Raw genomic sequence first — 13,419 nt, 5'->3', positions numbered from 1 at the left:
ATCTCCGAGGGCTCCCAGATTTCCCACCAAGGCCAGAGCGACCTTTCCGCGGAACCTACATCGCCAATAACGGCTATGACTGTGAGATGGCGACCGACGCGATCGCGAACGGCCGCGCTGATCTCGTCGCCTTCGGACGCCTTTTCATCGCCAATCCGGATCTCGTCGAGCGCTTCCGCCTGAACACTCCGCTCAACCAGCCTGACCGCGCCACCTTCTATGGCGGCGACTCTAAGGGTTACACGGATTATCCGAACCTGAGCGAGGCTGCCTAAACCTTAACATCCCTGACAAATACCGCGCCTGGCCTTCTGCTCCAGCTCTTCACCTTCCTTGAGCAGCTCGTCCTCTCGTTCGGACCGGCCGACAGCAGAAGGCTGGCCCGGCCGTCGATTGACGCCTCCGATGCCTCCGGTCGTGGTGGGAGCCGCACGATTGCCTGCAACTCCTCCCGTGCTGCCTTCGGTGCCAGGGGGAGGCGTCGGCCCCCCGTTCGCGCCGGTTTGGGCAGCATCCCGGCTCCTATTCAGAGTATCATTCGCTTGGTCTCGCGCGGCATCTTGGTTTGCGTTCGGGGTCGGGGTCTGGGTATCCTGCCGTGGAAGCGGAAGAGTCGGCGAATTGGGTACAGTCGCAGAACCGGTTGAGCCGGTTACCCCTGTCGACGGTGCGGTCCCTCCGGAAGCCCCTCCGGTCCCACCTCCGCCCGAGCCGCCTCCACTCGATGACGAACCCTGGGCCCAGGCAGCGCCTGTCACGAGACAGCTGATGATCAGAATGGCTGAAAGCTTGCGGCGCATGTGCTCCTCCCAGCAAAGGGATATCGCACGTCAACTCGGCGCCAGCTGGTAGGTTTCCGGTCAGCGACGCCAAACCGTGAGACTGACTGGTCCGGTCGGGTCGAGGATCCGCTTGGCGCCGGGCTTGAGGCCTGCCTCAGTGAGGATTGCCTCTGCGCTTTTGCCGGTATCGCACTCAGAGAACACGGGCACGCCATCGGGAACGACCACGCCTTCTGCCCGGGTGAGATGGAAGGCGTCATAGCCAATGGCGAGGAAGAGATCGAAGACCTGCCGCCCGCCAGGCACCGCAACCCGGCCACCGTGAGGCAGAACCCCGCGGATGGCTTCTTCCCATGAGAGCTTTTGGGGGTTCCACCACCAGCCGTCGACCCGCCGTTCGATCCCCTGCGACGAGAAGGACAGAACCACGCGCACGCGGCCTTTCGGATTGGGATTGGCCTCATGGCCCAAGCGCCCCAGCACCGTCACGTCGGACCGGTTGAGTTCGGCCTGAAAGTAGGCCCAATCCGCATCGTTGCGCAGCACATCCGGGGTGCGGCCCGTCGCATCGGCAATGCGGTCATTGTCGGAGACGATGGCGTAGCCATGGATTTCAACACGGGACATGAAGCGGCCTTTCATTAGGGGCATGCGTGAGAGCCGTGATCATGAGGATCCACAGAACGAGCGCATTCAGCATGTGCCAGAGCGCATGCGTGCCGGGTGGTAGCGTAGAACAGACTGCATTGTCGATGGAGCGGAACGTCAGCGACAGTGCGAAGGTCGACCCGGCCCACAGAAGCGCCCTGCCCGCCTGCCCGACCTTCGCTCGGCGACCCGCAATGCCGACGGCGAACATGGCCATCAGAGCAGGCAGATAGCTCACCGAACCATTGAGGGTGACGCCCGGAAAAAGCCCTAGCCACAACCGCCCGAAGCTGGCATTGAAGGCTGCAAAGATAAGGGTGATCGCGACGGCCACTCCGATCCCAAAGCGTAGATAACGGCGCATGGCGAGCAGGAAATAGCTGTAGATGAACACCGCAATCGGCAGCACATCCGCCAGAAGCGACCAGCGGTTGGCGAAGGTATGGAACAGGAAGCTCCCGATTCCGACGATAGCGGTGACGACGATGAGCCATAGAGAAGGCCAGTCCCGCGGCTGCCGTCCCCGCCAGACCCAAAGCGCATGTGCTGCGGCAAGCAGGAAGAATCCGTTCGTGACCGCATTGACCGGCTCCGCCCAGAAGCTCGCATCGGTCCGCTCGCAATAGCTGTCGATGGGCTGAAACCAGGATGGATTCATGGGCTGCAACCGTGGGGATGATGGTGGGTTCCAGCTTGCAAGCTTTCGACGAACATCCGATGAAAGTGCGAGCAGGCCAACGAGACCGACACCATGCGCATAGCCACCTGGAATGTGAACTCGATCAAGCAGCGATTGGATCACCTCGCCACTTTCGTGAAAAGTGCGGATCCCGATGTGCTTTGCCTGCAGGAGCTGAAATGCATGGACGAGGCGTTCCCGAGGGCCGAGGTCGAAGCGCTGGGCTACAACGTCGTCACCCATGGCCAGAAGACCTATAACGGCGTCGCCATTCTTTCCAAGAAGCCATTGGAGGACATCCGGCGCGGGTTGCCGGGCGATGATGGCGACGAGCAGGCGCGTTACCTTGAAGGTGTCATTCCGACGTCGGCAGCCGTGGTGCGGGTCGCCTCCATCTACCTGCCCAACGGCAATCCCATTGGCACGCCTAAATTCGACTACAAGCTCGCCTGGATGGATCGGCTCATTGCGCATGCGCGTCGTTTGCAGGGCTTGGAAGAGCCGTTGGTGCTCTGCGGCGACTACAACGTCATTCCTGAGCCTAAGGACGCAGCCAATCCCGAGGCCTGGGCTAACGATGCGCTTTTCCAGCCGGAAAGCCGCGCAAAATTCCGGGAGCTTGAGAATCTCGGCTTCAGCGACGCCGTACGTGCCTGCAGCGACCAGCCGGGGCTCTACTCGTTCTGGGATTATCAGGCGGGAGCTTTCCAGCGGAACAACGGCATCCGCATCGACCATCTGCTGCTGTCGCCTCAGGCGCAGGACAAGCTGAAAAGCGCGTCGATTCGCAAGGAAGTGCGCGGATGGGACAAGCCCTCCGATCACGTGCCGGTCATGGTGGATCTCGATATCGACTAAGCGGGATTAGCGACGGGATTGGATGTATTGCTCGAGCAGGGCAAGCGCCAGCTTGCGGTCGCTCTCGTCCGCGGCTGCGAAGGCTTCCGCATAGAGGCTCTCGATCCACTGATCCTTGCCGTTCTCGGCCGCGGCCTCGCGCGCAAGCGTCAGCCACATAAGACCCTTAGCCCGCTGGCGCGGCACGCCCTGCCCGTTGATCAGCATGTGGCCGAGGAGCGCCTGTGAGGGATGATGCCCCTTCTCGGCGGCCAGATTGAACCAGCGCGCGGCCTGGCGCGCATTCCGCGCAACGCCCGTTCCCTCCATGTAGAGGCGGGCCAGATTGTACTGCGCATTGGAGTCGCTGAAATAGGACGCCGCGTAGCTGAACATCTCCACGGCGCGGCCCGGATTGGCGGTCACGTAGGTGCCCTTGATGCCATCCAGGAAATAAGTGCCGAGCGCCACGAAAGCGCTGGAGACGACCATGGCATTGGGAGAATCCGGGCTCTCGTCCGCATGCTGGTCCGCAAGCCTTGAGAAATACTCGAACGCTTTCAGATCATCATGCTCGACGCCATCGCCGTCGGCATACATGCGCCCAAGCTTCCAGAGCGCCAGCGTATGCCCTTGCCCCGCTGCGTATTCGAGTGCAGCAGCAGCTCCGAGTTTGTCGCCGGCATTGTAGTCGCGCATGCCCGTGCGCAGAGCCTCGCGAACGGAACCGTACTTCGCGGCGGGTGCCAGGACGGGCGCGAGAGCAGGCGTCAAAGGCTGGGGACGCGGCGCTGCATCGAGAGCAAAGGCCGAGGAAGAGCCGAGCAGAACGAGCCCGCAAGAAGCCACCGTCATCCGACGGTTCGTCAGCTTCAGCTTGTTGATCAGGCGCGCGTTCATGGACTTTAACTCTTTTCCATCCGGTTCTCACGAGAGGCCCCAACGGGATGGAACTCTCGTGATCTGCCATGTGCTGCGCCACCTATGCAATAATCCTCGCAACAGGCCGTCCGACAGCGTTAATCCGGATCACCCCTGAAGCGCTTCGTCATAAAGCGTTGGTTTAGAAGCACTTTAGCTTTCTTTAACAGGTGAGCGCCGTTTATGGCGGGATCGCGGCGGCGCTTGGGCCAAGAGCGGCAGGATGAGGAAGGTTTCTGGGTGTTGCAGGCTCGCAACATCTTTGTACCTCTCTTTGCCACTCTGTAACATGCGCTCTGGTCTCCTTCCCGTTTTCAAACGAAAACAAGCTAGACCAAGATTCCGCTGCGGAAGGTGCGGGAGCACACGGAGCGACTGGCCTAATCTTCGATCTTCTGCGACGAGAACCAGACCTGCTCGTAGACAGCCACTGCGCTCGCATCGGGAGAGCGGTCACTCCTGAGCCAGAGCGAGCGCACGGAAGCGAGATCGGCTTCGGTGAGTCGCCGCTGTGAGGCGGCTTTCTCCGTGGTGCCGCTGCACGAAATAAACCCGACGGTCATGAGTGGCTTGGCCCCGAAGCCATGCGGCAGGCGCTTCACCAAGACGGTGGGTCCCCAGCCTTTATCCGGCTGCCATGGAAAGATCAGCCGCCCACCATCTTTAAGCGCCGTCAACCACTCGACATCTGGTGCAACTACGCCGGCATTCACATAGATCACGTCAACCGGCGGAAGCGGCCGCCCGAAGGCGGAGCCTGCATGCACCTTTACGTTGGAATAGCCGCTCAGATTCTGCTCGGCCTTCGCAGCGAGATCCACTTCGTACTCATAAGCCTCCACCTGACCACCCGGCTCCACGAGACGAGACAGGATAGCGGAGTAGTAGCCTGTGCCCGCCCCCACATGAATCACCGCCTCGCCCGGTTGCGGGCTCACCGCATCGAGCCAGTCCGCATGGAGCGCGGGCTCGCCATTGTTGATACCGCGCTCCCGGTCTATGGCGACCAGGACGTTGTCATAGATATCAGCGAGATCACTCGTCTGTGTCGCGATGCCCAAACTGATCGTGGTCCAGGGCGGTGCAGGAAGAAAGTTCTCGCGGGGAACGGTGGCAAAGGCCTGCTCGATGCGCCTGTCACGAAGACCTGTCAGGCGCGCGATCTGCTCGGCATAGTCGGAGCGATATGCCTCAAGCGGGCTCTTGGACATATCTTGAAATTCGCACCGCCCCCACCCGGTTCCGAGCTTCCTCCGAATCGGCCCGCTTACATCCTGAACACGCCGAACTTCGTATCAGGAACCGGCGCGTTCAGCGCAGCGGAGAAGGCCAGCGCCAGCACGCGGCGAGTCTCGGAGGGCAGGATGATGCCGTCGTCCCAGAGACGCGCCGTGGCGTGATAGGGAGAGCCCTCCTCCTCGTATCTGCTGCGGATGGGAGCCTTGAAGGCCTCCTCCTCTTCCACGCTCCAGGACTTGCCCTCGGCCTCGATGTTGTCGCGCCGCACGGTGGCGAGAACGCTTGCCGCCTGCTCGCCGCCCATGACCGAGATACGGGAGTTCGGCCAGGTGAAGAGGAAACGCGGGGAATAGGCGCGGCCACACATGCCGTAATTGCCTGCACCGAACGAGCCGCCGACGAGCAGCGTGATCTTCGGCACCTGGGCGCAGGCCACGGCTGTGACGAGCTTCGCGCCATCCTTGGCAATGCCGCCTGCTTCGTACTGACGGCCCACCATGAAGCCGGAGATGTTCTGCAGGAAGAGCAGCGGAATACGGCGCTGGCAGCACAGCTCGATGAAATGCGCACCCTTCAGTGCGCTCTCAGAAAACAGGATGCCATTGTTGGCGATGATGCCGACCGGCATGCCCCAGATCCGGGCGAAGCCCGTCACGAGCGTGGTGCCGTAAAGCCGCTTGAACTCGTCGAACTCGGAGCCATCGACCAAGCGCGCGATGACCTCGCGAATGTCGTACTGTTTCTTCAGGTCCGTCGGCACGATCGCATCGAGATCGTCGATGGCGTATTTGGGCTCCACCGGCTCGGCGAGGTTGATGTCGATAGTCTTGCGCGTGTTGAGCGTGCCGACGATGCGGCGCACGATGGCGAGCGCATGCACGTCGTCAGTCGCGTAATGATCCGCCACGCCCGACTGGCGGGCGTGCACATCCGCGCCGCCGAGATCTTCCGCCGACACCACCTCGCCGGTCGCCGCCTTCACCAGGGGCGGGCCGCCGAGGAAGATCGTGCCCTGGCGGCGCACGATGATGGTCTCGTCCGACATGGCAGGCACATAGGCGCCACCCGCCGTGCAAGAGCCCATGACGCAGGCGATCTGCGGAATGCCCATCGAGGACAGGGTCGCCTGGTTGTAGAAGATGCGGCCGAAGTGATCGCGGTCGGGGAAGACTTCCGTCTGGTGGGGAAGATTCGCGCCGCCGGAATCGACCAGATAGATGCAAGGCAGACGGTTCTCGCGTGCGATCTCCTGCGCGCGCAGATGCTTCTTCACCGTCATCGGATAATAAGTGCCGCCTTTGATCGTCGAGTCGTTGCAGACGATCATGACCTCGCGGCCTTCGACCCGGCCGATACCGGTGATGATGCCGGCGCCGTGGATCGCATCCTCATACATGCCGTAAGCCGCAAGAGAACCGAGTTCCAGGAAAGGCGCGCCGGGATCGAGCAGCCGCATCACACGCTCGCGCGGCAGAAGCTTGCCGCGGGCGAGGTGGCGCTCACGGGCCTTTGCGGGCCCGCCCTTGGCGGCGGCCTGCCGCTTGGCCTGAAGGTCACGGGCGAGATCCGCCCAGGCGGCGCGGTTCGCCCGCGCGGTATCCGATGAAAGATCGGCAGAGGTGGCGATGACGGGCACGGCGTTTGGCTCCCTGATTTTTCTTACGGCTCCTTCACGGCTGAACCGTTGGGCTCTCCGTCAGTAGCTGGGACCAGGGAGCCCACGCAACTCCGCTCGTGGGCTCGCGTGTTAGCCTTTCGCCCGAATGACGGTCTCCCGCTGCACGATCCCGGGGCCGCAGCGATAGGCGATGCCGCGCACGAGCGACCAATCTTCGGAATTCTTCTCGAGGTAAAGATGTGTGCCGCCCAGGGCGACCACCGCCTCCTTCATGCTGTCCGACGCAGAGCCGAATCCCGGAGTAGTCGACACGACGGGGCTTACCTCTCCGAGCCGCTGGCAGACGCGTACGTCGGCAGGCGAATCAACGATATGGATCAGATCCGCCGGATCGGGACGATAGGCACAGGCCGAAACGCTTACGAGAAGAAGAGAGGCAAGGAGAATGCGCTGCATGAAAGGTCCGCCAATGGTCAGCCGTTTGCTCTAGCTTAGAGCACGAAGCGGCCTTGAGGAGAAGCCTGACCATAGCAGGTGTGAAAAACTGCCGTTCAGTTGCTGGGGAGCAACGGCGCCACCACCCTCTCGGTGGGGCCGAAGATATCTTCGAAGGCCTTCCGCATCACCGCGTCGACCTCGGGCATGGTCACGGGAATCCCCAAGTCCACTAGGCTGGTCACCCCGTGCTGCGTGACGCCGCAGGGAACGATGCCGGTGAAATGGGAAAGGTCCGGTTCCACATTCAGGCTGATTCCGTGATAGGTCGCCCAGCGCCGGACGCGGATGCCGATGGCGGCGATCTTGTCCTCGGCGGTTTCGCCCTTGTCTGGCCGGCGCACCCACACGCCCACTCGATCCTCCCGCCGCTCACCCCGGATGTTGAAGGCCGCAAGGGTCTGGATCAGCCACGATTCGAGGGCTGCCACATAACGGCGCAGGTCAGGCCTACGACGCCTCAGGTCGAGCATCACGTAGGCCACCCGCTGGCCGGGACCGTGATAGGTATACTGTCCTCCCCGTCCTGTCTGATGAACCGGGAACCGGTTCGGGTCGACGAGATCGGCAGCCTGAGCCGAGGTGCCTGCGGTATAAAGCGGGGGATGCTCCACGAGCCAGACGAGTTCACGCGCTTGGCCGTCGGAAATCGCCTGGACCCTTGCTTCCATGAAGGCAACCGCCTGCTCATAAGGCGTCAGCCCCTCGGCGATAATCCATTCCACGGAATCGCCGCTCTCGCTCAAAAAAAGATCGGCCAAGCTGTCACGCAGGTTCGACACCATGTCACCTTCTGCTCGATGGAGGAGGACGTTCTGATCCTTAAGGCCGGTGAGGGTCAACACACGATCCTTCAGACTTGGCCTTCATATAGGGATTGCTGACCGCGTCATGCACATCTTACCCGTCGAAATGTCGAGTTTCGCGACAGACTGCAAAGATGGGCTTGCAGTGCCCGGATCGATCTGTTAGAGCGACCACCTCTTCAGGAAAAACACTCCTGGAAACGAGTTCCGCGGCCATGGCGGAATTGGTAGACGCGCTAGCTTGAGGTGCTAGTGGGGAGACCCGTGGAGGTTCGAGTCCTCTTGGCCGCACCAACTCATCACATGCTGCAGGCATGACAAAAAGGCCCCTTTTCCGGGGCCTTTTTTGTTGCTCATATCGAGTGACGCTCCAGGTTCTTGAATCGCTTTCTCGGGAACCTGAATCAATCCTGCAGAAACGGCACTGAACGATTCCCTGAATGAGGCTTTTCAGGCGCATTGCGCTGATTTGCGCACGCTCCTAAAAGGCCTCAGTAACCTTCTTAAGGACAGGCTCATGATGGAAGTCGAAAACAACGCGACGCTTCCACCGCCCGAAGGGCCGGTCCATCAGCACCTGGCCTTCAGGGACGAGGAAGGTGAGCTCAATCCGGAATTCCTGGCCGCTGCCGCTGATGCCATCGAAGCATCGGATACCGAGCGGCTGCGGGAGCTGGTGGAAGACTTTCACGAATCCGAGCTCGGCGACCTGCTCGAAGCGCTTGAGCCCGAGCACCGCCCTCGCCTCATCGAGCTGTTGGGATCGGCCTTCGACTTCACCGCGCTGACCGAGGTGGACGAGGCCGTCCGCGAGGAAATCCTCGAAGAACTCGAAACCTCGACCGTGGCCGAGGGTGTTCGCGAACTCGATTCCGACGACGCGGTCACGATTCTGGAAAGTCTTCCGGAAGAAGAGAAAGCCGAAGTTCTCGAACAGCTCCCAGCTATGGAGCGTGTCGCGCTCCAGCGCTCCCTCGAATACCCCGAGGACAGCGCCGGCCGGCGCATGCAGACCGAGTTCATCGCCGTGCCGCCTTTCTGGACCGTGGGGCAGACCATCGACTTCATGCGTGAGACGCCGGATCTGCCGGAGACCTTCTACGAGATCTTCGTCATCGACCCGGCAGGCCATCTTCTGGGAGCCGTCGCCCTCGACAGGCTCCTGCGTTCGAAGCGTCCCGTCACGATCCAGGAGATCATGGACGACGAGCCGGACCGGGTGGAGGCCACCGAGCACCAGGAAGAGGTGGCGCGCCTTTTCGAGCGCTTCAACCTCGTCTCTGCTGCCGTCGTGGACGAGGCGAACCGCCTCGTGGGCGTGATCCTGGTCGACGACATCGTCGACGTTCTCGAAGAAGAAGCGGACGCCGACATCAAGCAGCTCGGCGGCGTGAAGCCGGACGAAGAACTGTCGGATACGGTCTTCTACATCCAGCGCAGCCGCTTTCCCTGGCTCTTCGCCAATATGTGCACCGCCTTCCTCGCGGCAGGCGTCATCCGCATCTTCGAGAGCTCGCTTCAGCACATGGTGGCCCTGGCGATCCTCATGCCCATCGTCGCCTCGATGGGCGGCAATGCCGGCACGCAGACCATGACAGTCGCCGTGCGTGCGCTCGCCACCCGCGAACTCGGCCGCTCCAACGCTTGGCGCATCATCGTCCGGGAGGCGGCTGTCGGCCTGCTCAACGGCATCCTTTTCGCCATTATCATGGGCGGTCTGGCGGCCTTGTGGTTCCAGACCCCTGAAATCGGGCTGGTGATCGGCCTCGCGCTCATCACGGTGCTGATCTTCGCGGCCCTGGGCGGCATCCTCGTGCCCCTGAGCCTGAACCGCCTCGGCGTGGATCCCGCCGTCTCCTCGGGACCATTCGTGACCACGATCACCGATATCGTGGGCTTCTTCTCCTTCCTGGGAATAGCCACGCTTTGGTTTAAACTGTAATCTGATTGCAAGATCGAGATCGCAAGGGGTTGTTAACCCAATTCGTGCATCCCTGATGCGATCAAGTTCTGCGTTCATTACAGTCAAGCCCGATGAAGACACGCCGCCGTTCTCCCAGCCGTTCCAAAAATTCCGGCCTGACGACGTTCCTTCGGGTTGCCCGATTTGGCGCCCTGGCCGCCGTCGCCCTGACGCTCGCGTCCTGTGCCGTTGCGCCGACCACTTCAAGCCGCTACCCGATGAAGAGCGACGCCCGCCCGCACCATGGCGTGGCCAAGGCTCATCGCCTCCCGATCCACGGCGTCGACATCTCCAAGTGGCAGGGCCAGGTGGACTGGGCCTCGTTGCGCAAGGCCGGCACGCAATTCGCCTTCATCAAGGCCACGGAGGGCGGCGACCATATCGACAGCCGCTTCATGGAAAACTGGATGGGCGCGAAGCGGGCAGGCGTGCCGCGCGGCGCCTACCACTTCGTGTTCTGGTGCCGCCCGGCCCATGAGCAGGCCGCCTGGTTCAGGAAGAACGTGCCCGCCGATCCAGAGGCCCTGCCTCCGGTCCTCGACGTGGAATGGAACGGCCAGTCCGTGAACTGTCCGAAGAAGGTTCCGCGCGAGCAGGCGCTCGCCATGATCAACGTGATGCTGCGCGAGATGGAAGCGCACACCGGCAAGCGCCCGATCATCTACACGGACATCACCTTCCATAAGGAAATCCTGGAAGGCGAGTTCAACGATTATCCGTTCTGGATCCGCAGCACCGCCGCCGAGCCCCACGAGCGCTATGCCAACCGCCGCTGGACCTTCTGGCAGTTCACCACGACCGGCCGCGTGCCGGGCATCGACGGTGATGTGGACCGCAACACCTTCTACGGCACCGAGAACCAGTGGCGCATGTTCGTTGCCAGCGCCTGCGACCCCCGCGATTATCGCCAGCTTGCCTCCGCCGGAAAGTGCCAGGGCCTGGACGCGATTCAGACCGCCAGCATCGACGACTAGCCTTCAGCGAAAAGCACTTCCCAGTAGCTGCGATGTAGCCCCAAAGGGCGTCTCAATGAGACGCCCTTTCTTGTTTGGCCCCTCGTGGGCTTCCGGCCTTGGGAAATAATTCTTGTAATCGCGCCTATGTTAGTTTATAACATATAGACTTGGCGATGGATGCAGCTGAGCCTCTCTGAAAGGCAACCGTCGGCAGGAAAGAGAAACCGACCACTGGAGCCGAACCCATGAGCGAAGCCAATCATTCAGCTATCGCCGCCGAAGTCGTTATCCCGGGCACGTCGGGAGATGACTTCCTGGTCGGCGGAGATGCCGCGGAAATCCTTCAGGGGGAAGGCGGCAATGACAACCTGCAGGGCGGTCGTGGAGACGATGCGCTCTACGGTGGTGATGGAGCGGATGAGCTTATCGGCGGGGCCGGGAACGATCTGCTGGATGGCGGCGCCGGGCGTGACAAGCTCTTCGGCAACAGCGGCGACGACGTTTATGTCCTCAATCGGAGCAGCGGTTTCGACGAGATCTTTGACTCCATCGGCAACGATACCATCCAGATCGACGGGATTCCTTCGGAGGTGACCTTGTCGATCATCCCGGGCACCACAACCCTTCTGATCCAGCTGGGTGAAGCCATTGCAGCCGTTCGTGGGTTCTTGAGCGAGACCGATGAAGGCCGCATCGAGAACATCGCTTTCTCCGATGGAACAGTTTGGCACCGCGAGGATGTTCTGGACCTTCTCGAAAGCCAGAATCCTTCCCCACCTCCTGGCAAAGATCCTCCGCCCACTGAGGAGCCTCCGCTGCCCCCGCCGACCGAGGAACCCGTTCCGCCGGTCACCGGCACGGATGGCAATGACGTTCTCATCGGGACATCGCGAGGAGAGGTGATCGAGGGCTATTCAGGCAACGATACCCTCGATGGAGGAGCCGGTGAGGACGCTCTTGCCGGAGGTCGGGGCGACGATGTCTATATCTGGGGAGCCGGTAAAGGCAGCGAACTGATCTTCGACACCGGCGGCACCGACACCTTGCGCATCGCAGCGAGTGCGTCGGATGTCGCGTTGGCTCTCGATGACGACAGGCAATCGCTGACGATTACGCTCGGAGGCGAAGTCCTGACGATGTCCTTCTACTTCGTCACAGGTGAGAGCGACGAAGATGAAAGCCATATCGAGAACATCGTATTCTCAGACGGCACCGTCTGGCATAAAAGCGACGTTCTCGAGATTCTGAACGGATCCCTGCCTCCGACGGAGGATCCGGCCCCCGAGCCGGAGCCGATCCCCGAACCGGACCCGGAGCCGACCCCCGACCCCAAGCCAGAGCCGACCCCTGAGCCGGAACCGACTCCGGAGCCGAGCCCGACGGACGGCCTGATCGTCGGAACCGATGGCAGCGACACGCTTGAAGGCACCAGCAGCAACGAAACCCTCGATGGTGGCGCAGGCGACGATCTGCTCAAGGGCGGCGCCGGCAACGACGTCTATCGTTGGGCTTTCGGCAGCGGGAACGACACGATCTCGGATTCTCTCGGCACCGATACCCTGAGCATCCACGCCACGTCGGCGGAGGTTCAGTTCTCAGCAACGGGTGAGGATTACGAGGATTTGACCCTGACGCTGCATGGTCAGACGCTCGTCGTCGAAAACTATTTCCTCACGGCCGAGGATGGCGGGAACATCGAGAACATTGCGTTCTCCGATGGTCAGGTCTGGCAGATCGACCGTGTCTGGAAGGCTCTGCCGCTGCGCACGGGCGGCAAGAACGATGACGTCATCTACGGCAGGAGTGGCAAGGATAGCCTGAAGGGTAACGACGGCGACGACGTGCTTATCGGCGGTGGCGGCAAGGACGTTCTGAGCGGCGGCAACGGCGACGACAAGCTCGTTGGCGGCGCCGGCGTGGACACCCTGACCGGTGGCATCGGCGGCGACACCTTCGTCTTCAGCAGCAGGAGCGATACCGGCTTCGGCAAGAGCCGCGACGTGATCGCGGACTTCAACCGAGGCGAGGACTGGATCGACCTGAGCGGGATCGACGCCAACAGCCGGACCTCGACCAACGATGCCTTCACGAAACTTCTCTCCGCCAAGCAGAAGTTCACGGCGGCAGGCCAGCTACGCTACGACGCCAAGAAGGGTGTCCTGTCTGTCAATACCGACAAGGATGCTGCGGCTGAGTTCGAGATCAAGCTCAAGAACAAGCCGACCGACCTGAAGCTCAGTGACTTCATCCTCTGATCCCCAAAGGTCAGACTGAAGCCTCCAAACTCCCCTGTCTTAAGGCAGGGGAGTTTTTTTCATAGGAGCCTCATTCGACCAATTTCCCCTGCCTCCCCGCCATCCGCCGGCATCGACTTGAAAAGCGTCTGATAGCTAAAGGTCGGGAGCGCTCTCCCCGACATAGGTAAAGATGCTTATAATGTTGTAATATCCGGATACATAATCAGAGCTGACTTGA

General features: G+C 61.7%; 11 protein-coding genes, 1 tRNA gene and 1 pseudogene. 6 read left to right on the top strand and 7 right to left on the bottom strand.

Annotated features, from left to right (window positions below; translation table 11 throughout):
- Positions 1-44: 44 nt before the first annotated feature.
- Positions 45-275, top strand: a pseudogene (locus DC522_RS35895) (alkene reductase); the annotation flags it as partial.
- Positions 276-860: 585 nt separating this feature from the next.
- Here the strand turns inward: DC522_RS35895 and DC522_RS13905 are convergent.
- The gene (locus DC522_RS13905) at positions 861-1,409 is read right to left on the bottom strand and encodes a hypothetical protein (RefSeq protein ID WP_116529277.1); all 549 of its coding nucleotides are present in this window, start codon (positions 1,407-1,409) and stop codon (positions 861-863) included.
- A complete protein-coding gene (locus DC522_RS13900) occupies positions 1,396-2,088 on the bottom strand; it encodes a ceramidase domain-containing protein (protein WP_116529276.1) in 693 nt (230 codons plus the stop codon). Before DC522_RS13900 ends, DC522_RS13905 begins: the two co-directional genes overlap by 14 nt.
- A 93-nt stretch (positions 2,089-2,181) precedes the next feature.
- On the opposite strand from DC522_RS13900, the gene xth reads away from it, so the two are divergent.
- A complete protein-coding gene (xth, locus tag DC522_RS13895) occupies positions 2,182-2,967 on the top strand; it encodes an exodeoxyribonuclease III (protein WP_116529275.1) in 786 nt (261 codons plus the stop codon).
- Between the two features lie 6 nt (positions 2,968-2,973).
- Here xth and DC522_RS13890 read toward each other — a convergent pair whose 3' ends face one another.
- The 5 genes from DC522_RS13890 to lipB form a co-directional block, all read right to left on the bottom strand.
- Positions 2,974-3,801, bottom strand: a complete 828-nt coding sequence (locus DC522_RS13890; RefSeq protein ID WP_245444148.1) for a tetratricopeptide repeat protein — start codon at positions 3,799-3,801, stop codon at positions 2,974-2,976.
- A gap of 446 nt (positions 3,802-4,247) precedes the next feature.
- On the bottom strand, positions 4,248-5,078 hold the full coding sequence (locus DC522_RS13885; protein ID WP_116529274.1) for a protein-L-isoaspartate O-methyltransferase: 831 nt from the start codon (positions 5,076-5,078) through the stop codon (positions 4,248-4,250).
- Between the two features lie 56 nt (positions 5,079-5,134).
- Positions 5,135-6,742, bottom strand: coding sequence for a carboxyl transferase domain-containing protein (locus tag DC522_RS13880; protein WP_116529273.1), 1,608 nt, complete (start codon positions 6,740-6,742; stop codon positions 5,135-5,137).
- Between the two features lie 111 nt (positions 6,743-6,853).
- Positions 6,854-7,180, bottom strand: coding sequence for a hypothetical protein (locus DC522_RS13875; protein ID WP_116529272.1), 327 nt, complete (start codon positions 7,178-7,180; stop codon positions 6,854-6,856).
- Positions 7,181-7,275: 95 nt separating this feature from the next.
- A complete protein-coding gene (lipB, locus tag DC522_RS13870) occupies positions 7,276-8,004 on the bottom strand; it encodes a lipoyl(octanoyl) transferase LipB (RefSeq protein ID WP_116529296.1) in 729 nt (242 codons plus the stop codon).
- 230 nt (positions 8,005-8,234) lie between these two features.
- Here lipB and DC522_RS13865 point away from each other — a divergent pair.
- From DC522_RS13865 to DC522_RS34790, 4 genes are all read left to right on the top strand, one after another.
- Positions 8,235-8,319 (top strand) — tRNA-Leu (locus tag DC522_RS13865).
- A gap of 223 nt (positions 8,320-8,542) precedes the next feature.
- A complete protein-coding gene (gene mgtE, locus DC522_RS13860; protein WP_116529271.1) occupies positions 8,543-9,967 on the top strand; it encodes a magnesium transporter in 1,425 nt (474 codons plus the stop codon).
- A 92-nt stretch (positions 9,968-10,059) separates the two neighbouring features.
- Positions 10,060-10,962: a GH25 family lysozyme gene (locus tag DC522_RS13855; protein ID WP_116529270.1), complete on the top strand. Its 903-nt coding sequence runs from the start codon at positions 10,060-10,062 to the stop codon at positions 10,960-10,962.
- Positions 10,963-11,189: 227 nt separating this feature from the next.
- Positions 11,190-13,199 (top strand): calcium-binding protein, encoded by a 2,010-nt coding sequence (locus DC522_RS34790; RefSeq protein ID WP_165820153.1) that lies wholly within the window; start codon positions 11,190-11,192, stop codon positions 13,197-13,199.
- The last annotated feature ends 220 nt before the right edge of the window (positions 13,200-13,419 follow it).

The sequence above is a fragment of the Microvirga sp. KLBC 81 genome (genome assembly GCF_003075415.1).
GTDB lineage: Bacteria > Pseudomonadota > Alphaproteobacteria > Rhizobiales > Beijerinckiaceae > Microvirga.
This window is presented reverse-complemented; position numbering and strand designations above follow the sequence as displayed.